General features: G+C 70.9%; 17 protein-coding genes. 6 read left to right on the forward strand and 11 right to left on the reverse strand.

The features are described from left to right. Positions 1–298: 298 nt before the first annotated feature. Positions 299–853 carry a YbaK/EbsC family protein gene (locus ABZ904_RS29745; protein WP_359398373.1) on the reverse strand — a complete coding sequence of 185 codons (555 nt, stop codon included), beginning with the start codon at positions 851–853 and terminating at the stop codon, positions 299–301. 43 nt (positions 854–896) lie between these two features. Then, a complete protein-coding gene (locus ABZ904_RS29750) occupies positions 897–1,469 on the reverse strand; it encodes an XRE family transcriptional regulator (RefSeq protein ID WP_359398371.1) in 573 nt (190 codons plus the stop codon). A gap of 93 nt (positions 1,470–1,562) precedes the next feature. On the opposite strand from ABZ904_RS29750, the gene ABZ904_RS29755 reads away from it, so the two are divergent. Further along, positions 1,563–2,420 (forward strand): DMT family transporter, encoded by an 858-nt coding sequence (locus tag ABZ904_RS29755; RefSeq protein ID WP_359398369.1) that lies wholly within the window; start codon positions 1,563–1,565, stop codon positions 2,418–2,420. Between the two features lies 1 nt (position 2,421). On the opposite strand, the gene ABZ904_RS29760 is transcribed toward ABZ904_RS29755, so the two are convergent. Continuing rightward, entirely contained in the window at positions 2,422–3,186 is a 765-nt protein-coding gene (locus tag ABZ904_RS29760; protein WP_361003073.1) for an acyltransferase, read from the reverse strand. Between the two features lie 106 nt (positions 3,187–3,292). Here ABZ904_RS29760 and ABZ904_RS29765 point away from each other — a divergent pair, with 106 nt between their 5' ends. Beyond that, entirely contained in the window at positions 3,293–3,826 is a 534-nt protein-coding gene (locus ABZ904_RS29765) for a gamma carbonic anhydrase family protein (RefSeq protein WP_361003050.1), read from the forward strand. A 2-nt stretch (positions 3,827–3,828) separates the two neighbouring features. On the opposite strand, the gene ABZ904_RS29770 is transcribed toward ABZ904_RS29765, so the two are convergent. From ABZ904_RS29770 to ABZ904_RS29780, 3 genes are all read right to left on the reverse strand, one after another. Then, positions 3,829–4,479, reverse strand: a complete 651-nt coding sequence (locus ABZ904_RS29770; RefSeq protein ID WP_359398363.1) for a DedA family protein — start codon at positions 4,477–4,479, stop codon at positions 3,829–3,831. Positions 4,480–4,677: 198 nt separating this feature from the next. Beyond that, on the reverse strand, positions 4,678–5,055 hold the full coding sequence (locus ABZ904_RS29775; protein ID WP_361826653.1) for a hypothetical protein: 378 nt from the start codon (positions 5,053–5,055) through the stop codon (positions 4,678–4,680). A gap of 265 nt (positions 5,056–5,320) precedes the next feature. Further along, positions 5,321–5,707, reverse strand: a complete 387-nt coding sequence (locus ABZ904_RS29780) for a hypothetical protein (protein ID WP_359398359.1) — start codon at positions 5,705–5,707, stop codon at positions 5,321–5,323. A 33-nt stretch (positions 5,708–5,740) separates the two neighbouring features. Here ABZ904_RS29780 and ABZ904_RS29785 point away from each other — a divergent pair, with 33 nt between their 5' ends. Continuing rightward, positions 5,741–6,040: a hypothetical protein gene (locus ABZ904_RS29785; RefSeq protein WP_359398357.1), complete on the forward strand. Its 300-nt coding sequence runs from the start codon at positions 5,741–5,743 to the stop codon at positions 6,038–6,040. Between the two features lie 67 nt (positions 6,041–6,107). On the opposite strand, the gene ABZ904_RS29790 is transcribed toward ABZ904_RS29785, so the two are convergent. Then, positions 6,108–6,560: a DUF4442 domain-containing protein gene (locus tag ABZ904_RS29790; RefSeq protein ID WP_361826657.1), complete on the reverse strand. Its 453-nt coding sequence runs from the start codon at positions 6,558–6,560 to the stop codon at positions 6,108–6,110. A gap of 301 nt (positions 6,561–6,861) precedes the next feature. Between ABZ904_RS29790 and ABZ904_RS29795 the strand changes: the two genes are divergently transcribed. Continuing rightward, the gene (locus ABZ904_RS29795; protein ID WP_359398353.1) at positions 6,862–7,869 is read left to right on the forward strand and encodes a hypothetical protein; all 1,008 of its coding nucleotides are present in this window, start codon (positions 6,862–6,864) and stop codon (positions 7,867–7,869) included. A gap of 58 nt (positions 7,870–7,927) precedes the next feature. On the opposite strand, the gene ABZ904_RS29800 is transcribed toward ABZ904_RS29795, so the two are convergent. From ABZ904_RS29800 to ABZ904_RS29810, 3 genes are all read right to left on the reverse strand, one after another. Continuing rightward, positions 7,928–8,773 carry a fused MFS/spermidine synthase gene (locus ABZ904_RS29800; protein ID WP_359398351.1) on the reverse strand — a complete coding sequence of 282 codons (846 nt, stop codon included), beginning with the start codon at positions 8,771–8,773 and terminating at the stop codon, positions 7,928–7,930. 114 nt (positions 8,774–8,887) lie between these two features. After that, on the reverse strand, positions 8,888–10,075 hold the full coding sequence (gene tuf / locus ABZ904_RS29805; RefSeq protein ID WP_361826661.1) for an elongation factor Tu: 1,188 nt from the start codon (positions 10,073–10,075) through the stop codon (positions 8,888–8,890). 316 nt (positions 10,076–10,391) lie between these two features. Further along, positions 10,392–11,120: a DNA alkylation repair protein gene (locus ABZ904_RS29810; RefSeq protein ID WP_359398346.1), complete on the reverse strand. Its 729-nt coding sequence runs from the start codon at positions 11,118–11,120 to the stop codon at positions 10,392–10,394. Positions 11,121–11,169: 49 nt separating this feature from the next. Here ABZ904_RS29810 and ABZ904_RS29815 point away from each other — a divergent pair, with 49 nt between their 5' ends. Then, the gene (locus ABZ904_RS29815; RefSeq protein ID WP_361826664.1) at positions 11,170–12,000 is read left to right on the forward strand and encodes a TVP38/TMEM64 family protein; all 831 of its coding nucleotides are present in this window, start codon (positions 11,170–11,172) and stop codon (positions 11,998–12,000) included. Between the two features lie 3 nt (positions 12,001–12,003). On the opposite strand, the gene ABZ904_RS29820 is transcribed toward ABZ904_RS29815, so the two are convergent. Then, complete coding sequence (locus ABZ904_RS29820) at positions 12,004–13,173, reverse strand: thiolase family protein (RefSeq protein ID WP_361826667.1); 1,170 nt, start codon at positions 13,171–13,173, stop codon at positions 12,004–12,006. Positions 13,174–13,288: 115 nt separating this feature from the next. Between ABZ904_RS29820 and ABZ904_RS29825 the strand changes: the two genes are divergently transcribed. Beyond that, a complete protein-coding gene (locus ABZ904_RS29825; RefSeq protein WP_359398340.1) occupies positions 13,289–13,759 on the forward strand; it encodes a helix-turn-helix domain-containing protein in 471 nt (156 codons plus the stop codon). Positions 13,760–13,767 lie beyond the last annotated feature (8 nt).

Below are 13,767 nucleotides of genomic sequence, written 5' to 3' on the forward strand. Positions count from 1 at the left end.
GTCCCTGCCCCAAGGGAGGCGGCACCGTCCCGGGGTTGTACGCGTCCTGTCCCGGGCCGGGCGCTCACACCAGCGGCCCTTCCCGGGCTGCCCTGCCCCAAGGGGGCGGCCCCGTCCCGGGATTGCACGGGCCGGGCGCTCACACCAGGGGCCCCTTCCCGGGGCCGACGAGCCTGTCCAGGCGGGGCGCTCACACCTGAGACCCGGCCCGGGGCGTCGCGGCCCCTCCGCCAGGCCGGGCGGGCCCTGTCCTCCCAGGCTCAGCGCTCACACCCGGGGGCGCCGGCCCGGAGGGCCGTCAGACGCCGAGCCCCTCCAGCACCACCGCGTTCGCCAGTTCGGCGAGCGCCTTGCCCGGCACCAGCAGCTTGCCGCGGCGCCTACCGCTGCCGACCAGCACGTACGGCAGGTCGGCGACCGCCGAGTCCACCAGCACCGGCCAGGTGCCAGGCAGTCCGATCGGCGTGATGCCGCCGTACTCCATCCCGCTCTCCCCCGTCGCCGTCTCCATCGGCGCGAAGGACGCCTTGCGCGCGCCCAGTTGACGGCGGACGACGCCGTTCACGTCGGCGCGGGTGGTGGAGAGGACCATGCAGGCGGCCAGGGTCGTCTCGCTGCCGCGCTTGCCCGCGACCACCACGCAGTTGGCGGACGTGTCGAGCAGGTCCTTGCCGTAGTGCTCCAGGAAGACCGCGGTGTCGGCCCACTCGGGCTCGGTGTCGACGTAGACGATCCGCTCGGCGGGCACGCTGCCGGCCCAAGTACGCAGGGCGTCCGCCACCGGGCGGGCGAGCTCGTCGAGGCAGTCGGGGGCGGGCCGGGCGTTGTCGAAGTCTCCGATGGGTGCGCGCATGGGCGCACGCTAACAGCCGTACGCCCATGGCCGTACCGGCGTCTCAGCGCACGGGCGGCACCGAGATCGCCATCACCATCTCCGTCGGGCCGTCGCCGTCGTTGCCGTAGACGTGCGGGGTGTTGGCCTCGAAGGAGGCGCTGGCACCCGTGGGGACGACGTAGAGGACGCCGTCGACCGTGAGGGACAGTTCGCCGGCGGTGACATGGACGAGTTCCACCGTTCCGGAGGGATGCGGGTCCGAGGCGCTGTGGTCGCCGGGCATCAGGTGCCAGTCCCACATCTCCAGCGGTCCGGGCGCCTCGGTGCCCGCGAGAAGGCGGTTGTAGCTGCCCGCGTCGGTGTGCCAGAGGCGCACGGCCTGCTCGGCCGGGACGATGCGGACCTTGGGGCCCTGCTCGTAGTCGAGCAGCGTGGTGATGCTGACGCCGAGTGCGTCGGCGATCTTCACGACGGTGCCGATGCTCGGGTTGGTACGCGCCTGCTCGATCTGGATGAGCATGCCGCGGCTGACTCCGGCGCGGGCGGCGAGCGCCTCCAGCGTGAAGCCCCGCTCGGTACGCCAGCGCTTGACGTTGCGCGCCAGGGACTGAGTCAGCAGGTCGAGGTCCGACACTTTCCGTCCAATATTGTGTATGACAGAGTTTAATTCAATGAACTATGGTGTGGTGCACCTGATCGTTCACTGAACTGTACTGCGAGGCGGTCCATGACAGCACTCTTCGCCCTGGCCACGAGCCTCCTGTGGGGCCTGGCCGACTTCGGCGGCGGGCTGCTGACCCGGCGGATTCCGGCGCTGACCGTGGTCGTCGTCTCCCAGGCCGTCGCCGCGACCGTCCTCGGCGCGCTCGTGGTGGCGACCGGCGGCTTCGGCGAGGCGGGACCCCGGCTCTGGTTCGCGCTCACCGCGGGCCTGGTCGGGCCGATCGCCCTGCTCTCCTTCTACCAGGCGCTCGCTCTGGGCCCGATGGGAGTCGTCTCACCGCTCGCCACCCTGAGCGTGGCCGTTCCCGTCGGCGTCGGGCTCGTCCTCGGCGAGCGTCCGGGGCTGCTGCAGGCCGCCGGCATCGCGGTCGCCATGGCCGGGGTCGTGCTCGCGGGCGGGCCCCAGCTCAGGGGCGCGCCGGTGCAGCGGCGCGCGGTCCTGCTCACGCTGGTCGCGGCACTCGGCTTCGGCACGGTGTTCGCCCTGATCGCGGAGGCGTCGACCACGGTCACCGGGCTGCTGCCGGCGCTGTTCGTCCAGCGCCTCACCAATGTGGCCGTGGGCGGCGCCGCCCTGTACGCCTCCGTGCGGCGTGGTGCCGCCGCGCTCCCGGGCGAGGGCTTCCCATGGGGCTCCCTGCCCGCGCTCGCGTTCGTCGGTCTCGCCGACGTCGCCGCCAACGGCACCTACGCGCTCGCCGCCCAGCACGGCCCCGTGACCGTGGCCGCGGTCCTCGCCTCGCTCTACCCGGTGGTCACGGCGCTCGCCGCGCGAGGCTTCCTCAGTGAGCGGCTGCGCGCCGTTCAGGCGGCCGGCGCGGGCCTCGCGCTGGTCGGCACGGTGCTGCTGGCCACCGGCTGAGTCAGGACTCGGCCTCCAGCTCCGCGAGCCGGGCGATGTCCCCCTCGTCCAGTTGCGACAGCGCCTGCAACTGCTCGGGGGTGACCCCGTCGGGTAGGGGCACCGGAGCGGGAGTCCGCAGCGGCGGCTGCCAGCCGGCATCGGGGGTCCAGCGCCGCACGACCCGTGCCGGGGCCCCGGCCACCACCGCATGGTCGGGTACGGCTCCGCGTACGACCGCCCCGGCCGCCACCACCACGTTCCGTCCGATCCGGGCGCCCGGCAGGATCACCGCGCCCGTCCCGATCCAGCACCCCGGGCCGATCTCCACCGGCTCCATCCGCGGCCACTGCTTGCCGATGGGCTGGTGCGGATCGTCGTACGAGTGGTTGGTGGAGGTCACATAGACGTACGGACCGAAGTAGCAGTCGCTGCCGATGGTGACCTCGGTGTCGGCGATGACATGGCTGCCGCGGCCCAGGACGACGCCGTCGCCGATGCGCAGGATCGGGTGGGGGCCGAGATCGAGATCGGGCATCAGCCCTGCGGTCAGGGTGACCTGCTCGCCGATGATGCAGTGCGCGCCGAGATGGATCCAGGGTTCGCCGAACACGGTGCCGAGCGGAAAGGCGAGCCTGGTGCCCACGCCCATCGCGCCGAAGCGGAACCGCCCGGGCTGCTCCGCGGTCACGGCCCCCCGGCGCTGAGCCCAGGCCCAGCCCGCGTGGACGGCGCGCTGCGCGAGGCCGCGGCGCCATGACGAGAACGTGTTCTTGCTTCTGGGCACCCGCACACCGTAGTCGGCGTCGGGGGTACTCATGAGTAGGGACGGCTGTGATCTTCACCCCACCGATGGCGTACCGTGCCGGTGAACCGACCACGAGGAGACGGCGATGACGCACAAGGCCCTGATCACGGGCATCGGCGGCAAGGACCCCAAGGTGGATCAGGAGGCGTTCGTCTCACCCACGTCCGTGGTGATAGGAGACGTCACGCTGCACGCGGGCGCCAGCGTCTGGTACGGCGCGGTACTGCGTGGCGACGTCGAGCGGATCACCATCGGTGCGAGCAGCAATGTGCAGGACAACTGCACGCTGCACGCCGACCCGGGCTTCCCGGTGACCGTCGGCGAGCGAGTCTCCATCGGGCACAACGCCGTGGTGCACGGCGCCACCGTCGAGGACGACTGCCTGGTCGGGATGGGCGCCACGGTGCTCAACGGCGCGGTGATCGGCGCGGGTTCGCTGGTCGCGGCGCAGGCTCTGGTGCCGCAGGGCATGCGCGTACCCCCGGGCTCACTCGTGGCGGGCGTACCCGCGAAGGTCAAGCGTGAACTGACGCCCGAGGAGCGCGAAGTCGTCACGCTGAACGGCACGATGTACGCGGAACTGGCAAGGGCGCACCGAGACGTGCACGAGAAGCCCTGACCTCACTCGGCGGCCGGGACGGCTTCCCGTTCGGCCGCCTCCCTCTCCTGCGTCGCCTTCTTCGCCTTGCGCCTCACGATCAGCATCGAGGCGAGACCGATGAGCAGCGCCGCCACGAGACCCACCCACGAGAACTTCTTGAGCCAGGACTCGGCGACCACTCCGACGTAGTAGATGACCGCGGTGGTACCACCGGCCCAGACCACGCCGCCGAGGAGGTTGGCGATCAGGAACTTCCAGTAGGGCATGCGCAGGACACCGGCGAGCGGACCGGCGAAGATCCGCAGCAGGGCGATGAAGCGGCCGAAGAAGACCGCCCACATGCCCCACTTCTCGAAAGAGCGCTCGGCGGTCGCGACATGGCCCTCGCTGAAGTGCCGGGGGAACTTGTTCCCGAGCCAGGCGAGCAGCGGCCGTCCGCCCTTGCGCCCGATGGCGTAGCCGATGGAGTCGCCGACCACGGCGCCGAGGCTCGCGCAGGCGCCCAGGATCACGGGATTGATGCCGCTGTGCTGGGAGGACAGCAGCGCGGCCGACACCAGGACGATCTCGCCCGGCAGCGGAATACCCAGACTCTCCACGCCGATGACCAGCGCCACCACGGCGTAGACGGCGACCGCGGGCACCGTGTCGAGCCATTCCTGGACGTGCACAGTCGGTTCCTCTCCGATTCGCGTCCGCGTTCTCCGTGGGCACGCCCGCTCGGGCCGACCCCCGGGAAGCCTACCGGTTCGGCCGCCCCCGACGACGCCTCGCGGAAGGCCGTTCCGGCTGCGTCAGCGCCTGCGCAGCGAGCTCGCCGTCGCCGCCGTCCTTGTCTGGCTTGTCTTGGCCCGGCGGCAGCCTGCCGGTCAGCGATCGGACACCCATCGGGCGTACGGAGGCCAGGATCCCTTGCCGACGATGTGCTCCACGATCCTGAACGCGTCGTCGATCGGCACGGTGTCCTCGTCCGGGTACTCGTCATGTTGCCCGTTGGCGAGGACGAACCCCTCACTCGACCCGGGGGCCCCTGGATGCACAGCGTGCTCGCCTGGATCGCCTTCGCCGTCGAGGAGCATCACCATCGCGCGCTCGGTGTTCGTCACGAAGGCCAGCGATCGGCCGTACGAACTGGTCAGCCACGTCTCAAGCCGCCCTTTGCCGATCCTCGACCGCAGAGCCGCCAGTACCGCCTCGGACGCCACGGGGGCGGTGCTGCCGTCAGCGATCACCCAGGCCTCGGTCACGGGCACGACGCTCTCACGGATGGTGGTGGGGTTGACACCTCGAGGGTCAGGCTCTGCAGCGGGGTCGGCCCCCGGATGCGACCGACCCCGTCTGCTCTGCACAGTTGATACCGGTCATCGCCGGCAGCGGCGAGTCGGCCGGATCGCCTCTACTCAGCCTGCAACTCAAGACGGCCGCACCGAAGGCTGCGCCACTCACCCGTCGGCAGCACCCCGATGGCTCGGCCCTTCCCCGGTCAGGGTGAAGTGGACTCGCTCGGGCTGGTCACGCGGCCAGCTCCTGCGCGATCCGTGCCACCTCCGAGAGCGGCACGTCGACGTACTCCGGGGTGAGCTTCGGGCCTGACTCGCTCTCCAGCCACCAGTACTCGCTGACGTCGACTCCGTCGATCGTCTCCACGCGAATCGGGTTGTGGCTCGTCTCGATCTCCACGACCGTGACGTTCTGCTCCAGCTTCGGCAGAAGGAAGCGGCGGACGACCTCGACGAGCGGGAAGTCCAGCTTGGCCCAGTCGAGACCGTTGTTGTCGCAGTAGTCGATCCACTCGTCGGGGTCGCTGCCGTCGTGGAAACCCCACTTCGAGAGCAGGTCGGCGCTGAACAGGGTGATGCGCGGCTCGTCCACGATCTCCTCCTTCGTCGCGCTCAGCATGGCAGACCCGATACCGCCCTGGGACTCGGCCCCATGCCCGAACTGCCCCCTGATCCCGAGCGTCTCCACGCGATCCTGCGTCGGCTGGACGAGCAGGTCGTCGAGAACGAGACCGTCGGCATCTACCTGCAGTTGCAGCCGGACGACGGCTTCCACGCCGTGCGCCACACGTTCGCCTCGGTGCAGTTGGGCGCCCGGGAGTCGGTGGTGGCGGTGCCGAAGTGGCTGGGGCACTCGGACCCGTCGATCATGGATCACGCTCAAGATCTATGCGCACATGATGCCGGGGTCGGACGGCGATGGATGCCTGGTTCGCGGGCGCTTCGTCAATGATCTCCCTGAGCGCTCCCTGCCCTCAGAGCAGCGAAGCCAGGGAGCGCGGTTCCTCCAGCTGAAACCCTCAGCCGTTCGGCCGCAGCGTCCAGACAACCGTCATCTCGCCCGTGACAGCCCCGTCCTCGCGCTGGACGGAGATGCTCACCGGGAATTCCGGCCGCGTGCCCGCGTCGAGTTCCGTGATGACCTCGGCCGCCGGGCGCCCCAGGGTCGCCGTGGCCGTCACCGGGCCCATGGCCAGCTTCTTGTAGCCGATCTCAGCCCGCACCGCGAGCGGCACCGCTCGGGAGAGCTGGTCGCCGAAGGCTGAGAGAACGATGGCGCCACTGGCGGATTCGGCCAAGGTGAACATGGCGCCCGCATGGGGACCGCCGAGGTGATTGTGGTAGTCCGGCTGGTCCGGAAGCCGGAGCACGGCACGCTCCGGGGTCACCTCGACGAACTCCAGGTTCAGGGTGCGCACCATGGGGACCGTGGCGGCAAGCATCTCGCCCATCGAGGCGCTGTTGATTGTCATGGGGACGAGGTTACCGACGAGTAGTAATCCTGGCCACCCCGCTGTTTTCCCCGCTCCAGGCCCGGGTGAAGCGCCTCGGGCCAGGCGCTTTCTCCACCGTCGGAATTCCGGACCGGTACGGAAGACCGACGTGTGGGTACCGGCCACCACGCCCCGGTGTGCCGCCCCGCCGACGCGGTTGCCCAAGTCGCCCTGATCCGTTCCGGGTCCGGGGCCGGATTCCTCAACTCCCGCTTGCGGTACGGGTCTGACGATGGGCGGTGACCCAAACGTGGCACAGGCCGCACTAGGGTTACCGTCCATGTGGCCAGGACAGCAGCCGCCCGGGGGCGAGCAGAACCCGCAGCACCAGAACCCCTATCAGCAGCCGGGGTACCAGCAGCCGAACCCGTACCAGCAGCCGGGATACCAGCAGCCGAACCCGTATCAGCAGCCCGGTGCGCAGCAGTGGGGGACGCCCTCGCCCATGGGGGCGCCGAAGCCGCCGAGCGGCGGAGGCGGCGGGAACCGGACCAAGTACGTCGCGATCGGTGCGGCCACGGCCGTGGTCGTGGCCGCGGGGCTGACCGGATTCCTGGTCCTCGGCAACGACGGCAAGGACGACAACGCCGGGGGCAACACCAAGCCGTCACTCAGCGCCTCGCAGAGCACGACGCCTTCGGCGCCCGCGTCGGAGAACCCCCGCGGCACCGAGACCGAGAAGCCGACCGTCGCCGGCTGGAAGGTCGTCGTCAACCCCAAGTGGGGCACGGCCTTTGACGTACCGCCGGACTGGGACGTCAAGTCGCCGGGGCTGCTGATCGGTTTCGAGGACGACAGCGCCAAGGCCGACGGCAAGCCTCTGATCACCATGTCCGCACCCGCGTTCCTCAAGGAGAAGTGGTGCACCTCCGACGACGACAAGGACGGGCGGCCGGACGACAAGGCGCTGGCCGCGGCGGGCACCAAGGGCGCGAACGGCGCGAAGACCACGGATGAGGCCGCCGTGAACCAGGTGGCCTGGTGGGTGTACGGCGGCTACACGCAGCCGGACAAGAAGAGCGTCACGTACGACAAGAAGGCCAAGGCGTACACGACGGCGTCCGGTATCAAGGGCAGCATCGCCTGGGCCCGGTCCAAGAACACGCCCCAGAAGGGGAAGTGCGCATCCGACGGCAAGGCCGTCACGTTCGGTTTCAAGAACTCCGCGGGAGACTTCGTCGCGTGGAGCCTGTACGGCGCCACGGGCGTGAAGGACGAGATCCCGGACGCCACGATCGCGAAGATCCTCAGCACGGTACGCCTGCACGGCGACCCGACGGCGTCCTGAGCCCGCGCGCACCGGGTGCCACGGCGACCGTGGCACCCTGCGGGCCGACGGCGGTCGGTCAGCCGATGGTGAAGGCCCCGTCGGGCGGTTCCGGGGAGGGGACCGCGTTCTCGTCGTGCACCGGCTCGGCGCCGCCTATGAAGTCCCTTAGCCCCGCGCCGTGTTCGACCCGGGCGGGGAACGCGTCCGCGGCGGTTCGGCGTGCCAACGGTGCCACGTCGAACGGCCGGTGGGCCGCGATCAGCACGGCGTTGCCGAAGCGGCGGCCGCGCAGCACGCCCGGCTCCGCGATGACCGCGAGCTCCTCGAAGACCGCGGCGAAGGTGGCGAGTTGGGACCGGAGGAAGGCGAAGGGCGCGGCGTCGGCCAGATTGGCCAGATAGATACCGCCCGGGCGCAGCACCCGGTCCGCGGCGCGTGCGTACGCCACCGTGGTGAGGTGCGCGGGGATGCGGGAGCCGCCGAAGACGTCCGCGATCACGACATCGGCGGAGTCCGGTGCGGCGGTCTCCAGCCAGCCGCGGGCGTCCGCCGCGTGCAGCGTGATGCCGGCGTCGCCGGGCAGGGGCAGGTGCTCCACGACCAGGTCCAGCAGTCCCCGGTCGGCCTCGACGACGTCCTGCCGTGAGCCCGGCCGCGTCGCGGCGACATAGCGGGGCAGGGTGAGCGCGCCTCCGCCGAGGTGCAGCACGTCCAGCGGCCGGCCCGGCTCCGCCAGCGTGTCCAGTGCATGACCGAGTCGGCGCGTGTACTCGAACTCCAGATGCGTCGGTTCGTCCAGATCGACGTACGACTGCGGCGCTTCGTCCACCGTCAGCAGCCAGGCCCGCTCCCGGTCCACGTCGGGCATCAGCTTGGCGGTGCCGTGGTCGACGGTGCGGGTCACGGGTATGGAGTCGCTCACGGTGCCATTGTGCCGGGCCTGCGGAGGCCGGCGCCGCTCCCCCACCCCTGTGCAGCGGGCGGGGGAACCGCGGACCCGTCCGGTCCGCGGTTCCCCCTGGAGCTCACACGCCCCTCACTCCACGGCTGTCACCGTCCCGGCGCCGACCGTCCGGCCGCCCTCGCGGATCGCGAAGCCGAGGCCGGGCTCCAGCGGGATGGCGCGGCCCAGTTCCACGGTCATGGTGACCGTGTCGCCGGGCCGGGCGACGGCCGTCTCACCGAGGTCGACGTCCCCGACCACATCCGCGGTGCGGATGTAGAACTGCGGCCGGTAACCGGTCGACACCGGGGTCGTACGACCGCCCTCCCGGGTGGACAGGACGTACACCCGCGCCGAGAAGCGGCGGCTAGGAGCGACGCTGCCGGGCGCCGCGACGATGTGCCCGCGGCGCACCGCGTCGCGCGGCACCCCACGCAGCAGCAGCGCCACATTGTCGCCGGCCTGCGCCTCGTCCATGGGCCTGCCGAAGGTCTCCAGACCGGTGACCACGGTCTCCACGCCCGCGCCGAGCACCTCGACCCGGTCGCCCACACGGACCGTGCCGCGCTCCACGGCGCCCGTGACGACCGTGCCGCGGCCGGTGATGGTGAGCACGTTCTCCACCGGCAGCAGGAACGGCGCGTCCAGGTACCGCTCCGGCATGGGGACATAGGTGTCCACCGCGTCGAGCAGCGCGTCGATCGCCGCCGTCCAACGGGGGTCGCCCTGAAGGGCCTTGAGCCCGGAGACACGTACGACCGGTACGGAGTCGCCGGGATAGCCCTGCGCGGTGAGCAGTTCGCGGACCTCCAACTCGACGAGGTCGGTCAGCATGGTGTCCTCGCCGTCGTCGACGGCGTCGGCCTTGTTCAGGGCGACGACGATGTGGTCGACGCCCACCTGCCGGGCGAGCAGAACGTGTTCGGCCGTCTGCGGCATGATCCCGTCGAGTGCGGAGACGACAAGGATCGCCCCGTCGAGCTGTGCGGCGCCGGTGACCATGTTCTTGACGTAGTCGGCATGGCCCGGCATGTCCACGTGCGCGTAGTGCCGAGTGTCCGTCTCGTACTCGACGTGCGCGATGTTGATGGTGATGCCACGCGCCGCCTCCTCCGGGGCCCGGTCGATCCGGTCGAAGGGTACGTAACGGGTGCCGCCGGCGCCGCGGTCGGCGAGGACCTTGGTGATGGCGGCGGTCAGGGTGGTCTTGCCGTGGTCGACGTGCCCCATCGTGCCGATGTTCAGATGCGGTTTGGTGCGCACGTATGCCGTCTTGGGCATGGCTGTACCTCGAAGCCTCTTCGGTGATGCCGAGTGATGGCCCCGGTGTCGCGTGGACGGCCGGGACGGGGACCCCAAGGACGTGCCGACCCTCCCCCTGCGGGGTCCGCCGGACGATCCGGGGAGGGTCAGCTTCGGGCGCCGTCGACTGTGGCCACGAGGATCGGGACGGCAGCCTTCGGCGCATCCGCGACTGCGGATGCTGCGAGGACGAAGGCGTACCGGAACATGTTGTAGATCGTCGTCGAAGGACCGGCCCGCGTCGAATGGTTTTCCCGGAGGGCGAGTTCGGCGGGACGCCCGGGGCAGGACGGGATCAGAGGTTCTTGAGTGCTTCCCGCACCGACAGGGGGGAGAGCCGCGAGCGCTCCCGGTCCACGAACTCCCGCACGGCCTCCGGGTCGGTCTTCGCGTACTCCCTCAGGGCCCACCCGATCGCCTTCCTGATGAAGAAGTCGGGGTGGCCGGACTGCCGTACGCAGTACGCGAAGAGGCGGCGGGTGTCGGTCGCCTCCTTGTGGCGCATCTGGTGCAGGAGGGCTGTGCGGGCGATCCACAGGTGGTCGTCCTCGATCCACGCGTCCATGTCGCTGCGCAGCTCGGGAGCGGCGGTCACAAGACCTCCCACCACATGCGAGGCGAGTGCGTCGACCGTGTCCCACCAGGGGACCGTGGAGATCAGATGGCGTGCCACGGGCAGGAATCCGGGGGACAGCCGGCGCACGTTGCCGCGCAGGAAGTCGACGGCGAAGTAGTGGTACTCGCGTTCCGGAAGCGCCCAGCAGCGCAGCGCGAGCGCGGTGCAGTCGGCCTCGTCGGGACGGGGGATGCCCTCCAGGACGCTGCGGGAGAGGGTCCGGCGGACGGGCGTGGGCAGGCCGAGAAAGGGCGCGACGTCCTTCATGTAGGCACTCATCGCGGCAGCCCGCTCCGGATCCGCGGCGGCAGCATACACATCGGTGAGCCGCTCCAACACCGCGTCGGCGAGAACGCTGTTCGGCGACGCCACCTGTCCGCGGTGAATTCCGGAATCTGTGACGCCCATGAGACGAACCATACGGCCTTCGCACACATCGGTCGGTTAGTGTCGCGGAATGCCCGATGCCACCACCCGCTCTGGGGGCACCGCCACGGCCGCAGCCCAGGCCGCCGCCACGGAATTCGCCGCCGCGGAACTCGACACAACGGTCCCGCCCCTGGTCGCCGCGGACGCGGCCGCGGGGCAGGCCGCTGCCGTCGTCGTACCCCTCGGCTTCGCCGCCCGCGGCACAAGAGCGCTGCTCTCGCCCTGGTCGCGGCTGTGCCTGCTGCTGGGCCTGCTCGCCGCTGCCGGGTCCTGCGTGCTGCTGTTCCAGCCGCAGAAGCTGCTGACGCACGGCTGGCCGCACCAGTTCGGGGGCGCCGCCGCTGCCGTCCTGTTCGCTGTGGCGTACGGGCTGTGCGCGACGGCGTTCGTACCGCGCCCGCTGCTGAGCCTCGCGGCGGGCGCGCTGTTCGGCTCCGCGCTGGGCACGGGGGCCGCTGTCGCGGGCACCGTGCTCGCGGCCGGAATCTCCTTCGGCCTCGGCCGGATGCTCGGGCAGGACGCCCTGCGACCGCTGCTGCGCGGCCGCGTGCTGAAGGCCGCGGACGGGCTGCTCAGCCGGCACGGATTCCGCTCGATGCTGGCGGCCCGGCTGTTCCCGGGGCTGCCCTTCTGGGCGGTCAACTACTGCGCGGCCGTCTCCCGGATGCGGTGGGGGCACTATCTGCTGGCGACGGCGCTCGGCTCGATACCGAACACCGCCGCCTACGTCGTCGCCGGCGCCCGGGCCGCCAGGCCCACTTCGCCGATCTTTCTGATCGCGGTGGCTTCCATCGCGGTGCCGACGCTGATCGGCGCGTTCGTGGCCTGGCGCAAGCGCCACCACCTGCGCGGCCACTGAGGATCAGAGAGTTTCCAGGATCATCGCGTTGGCGAGGCCGCCCGCCTCGCACATCGTCTGCAGGCCGTAGCGCGCGCCCCGCGCGCGCAGCGCGTGCACGAGGGTGGTCGTCAGACGCGTGCCGCTGGCGCCCAGCGGGTGGCCGATGGCGATGGCCCCACCGTTGACGTTGACCTTCGCGAGGTCGGCGCCCGTCTCCTGCTGCCAGGCCAGCACGACGCTGGAGAAGGCCTCGTTCACCTCGAAGAGGTCGATGTCGTCCACGGCCAGACCGGCCTTGCGCAGCACCTTCTCGGTAGCGGGGATGACTCCGGTGAGCATCAGCACGGGGTCGGAGCCGGTCACGGCGAAGCTGTGCAGCCGGGCGATCGGGCGCAGTCCGAGGCGCGCCGCGGTCTCGCTGGAGGTGATCAGCACGGCCGATGCACCGTCGTTGATGGGGCTCGCGTTGCCGGCGGTGATGTTCCACTCGATCTGCGGGAACCGCTCGGCGAATCCGGGGTCGTAGTACGCGGGCTTGAGCCCGGCGAGGATCTCCGGGGTGCTGGACGGCCGGACGCACTCGTCGCGCGTGAGGTCCTCGAGCGGGGCCGTCTCGGCGTCGAACAGGCCCGCGTCCCAGGCCGCCGCCGCCTTCCGGTGCGAGGAGACGGCGAAGGCGTCCATCTGCTCGCGGGTGATCGACCACTTGGCGGCGATCAGCTCCGCGCTGATGCCCTGCGGGACCAGGCCGTCCGGGTAGCGCGCGGCGACGCCCGGGCCGAAGGGGTCCTTGCCGGGGGGCACGTTCGACCACATCGGCACCCGGCTCATGGACTCCACGCCGCAGGCCACGACGATGTCGTACGCGCCCGAGAGCACGCCCTGGGCCGCGAAGTGCACGGCCTGCTGCGAGGACCCGCACTGGCGGTCGACGGTGGTCGCGGGCACCGTCTCCGGGAAGCCCGCCGACAGGACCGCGTACCGGGTGGTGTTCATGGCCTGCTCGCCGACCTGGTCGACGGTGCCGCCGATGACGTCGTCGATGAGCGCGGGGTCGATGCCGGAGCGTTCGACCAAGGTGCGCAGGGTGTGGGCCAGGAGTTCCACGGGATGGACATGGGCGAGGGCGCCGTTCGGCTTGCCCTTGCCCACCGGGGTACGTACGGCTTCGACGATCACGGCGTCGCGCATGGCGCGGTCCTCCTTGCCCGGCCTGTGCCGGTGCGGTGATTACCGGTGAGTAGCAAATCTGGTTCCACCATAACGCCGAGAGTTGGAAAAACAAACCCTCACCTAGACTGGGCTTATGGCCGCCCCCAAAGACCCGCGCCCCTGCTCGATCGCCGACGCTCTGGCGCTCGTCGGCGAGAAGTACTCCCTGCTCGTCCTGCGTGAGGCGTGCCTCGGCAACGGGCGCTTCGACCAGCTCGTGCGCAACATCGGCGCCCCCCGCGACATCCTGGCCGCACGTCTGAAGCGGCTGGTGGACGCCGGGATCCTCACGAAGCGGATGTACAGCGAGCGCCCGCAGCGCTTCGAGTACCGGCCCACGCCGGCCGGCCTGGAGCTGGAGCCGGTCCTGATGACGCTCATGGCGTGGGGCGACCGTCATCTCCGGAAGGAGGACGATCGCCCCATGGTGATCGAGCACGCCTGCGGCAACGAGCTCGTCCCGGTCGTCACCTGCTCCGCCTGCGGCGAGGAGGTCCGTCACGGGAGCCAGACGCCGCACCCGCAGGCACCGGGCTGGACGGTGTCGGGGCCGGCCGCCGCCTAGCCGCCCGC

Source organism: Streptomyces sp. NPDC046900 (genome assembly GCF_040644975.1).
Lineage (GTDB): Bacteria > Actinomycetota > Actinomycetes > Streptomycetales > Streptomycetaceae > Streptomyces.

What these genes read in the sequence shown, in the direction of transcription:
- ABZ904_RS29745 (WP_359398373.1), bottom strand. Translation starts at nt 853, where the DNA reads ATGCGCGCACCCATCGGAGACTTCGACAACGCCCGGCCCGCCCCCGAC.
- ABZ904_RS29755 (WP_359398369.1), top strand. Translation starts at nt 1,563, where the DNA reads ATGACAGCACTCTTCGCCCTGGCCACGAGCCTCCTGTGGGGCCTGGCC.
- ABZ904_RS29765 (WP_361003050.1), top strand. Translation starts at nt 3,293, where the DNA reads ATGACGCACAAGGCCCTGATCACGGGCATCGGCGGCAAGGACCCCAAG.
- ABZ904_RS29780 (WP_359398359.1), bottom strand. Translation starts at nt 5,707, where the DNA reads ATGCTGAGCGCGACGAAGGAGGAGATCGTGGACGAGCCGCGCATCACC.
- ABZ904_RS29785 (WP_359398357.1), top strand. Translation starts at nt 5,741, where the DNA reads ATGCCCGAACTGCCCCCTGATCCCGAGCGTCTCCACGCGATCCTGCGT.
- ABZ904_RS29790 (WP_361826657.1), bottom strand. Translation starts at nt 6,560, where the DNA reads ATGACAATCAACAGCGCCTCGATGGGCGAGATGCTTGCCGCCACGGTC.
- ABZ904_RS29795 (WP_359398353.1), top strand. Translation starts at nt 6,862, where the DNA reads ATGTGGCCAGGACAGCAGCCGCCCGGGGGCGAGCAGAACCCGCAGCAC.
- tuf (WP_361826661.1), bottom strand. Translation starts at nt 10,075, where the DNA reads ATGCCCAAGACGGCATACGTGCGCACCAAACCGCATCTGAACATCGGC.
- ABZ904_RS29810 (WP_359398346.1), bottom strand. Translation starts at nt 11,120, where the DNA reads ATGGGCGTCACAGATTCCGGAATTCACCGCGGACAGGTGGCGTCGCCG.
- ABZ904_RS29815 (WP_361826664.1), top strand. Translation starts at nt 11,170, where the DNA reads ATGCCCGATGCCACCACCCGCTCTGGGGGCACCGCCACGGCCGCAGCC.
- ABZ904_RS29820 (WP_361826667.1), bottom strand. Translation starts at nt 13,173, where the DNA reads ATGCGCGACGCCGTGATCGTCGAAGCCGTACGTACCCCGGTGGGCAAG.
- ABZ904_RS29825 (WP_359398340.1), top strand. Translation starts at nt 13,289, where the DNA reads ATGGCCGCCCCCAAAGACCCGCGCCCCTGCTCGATCGCCGACGCTCTG.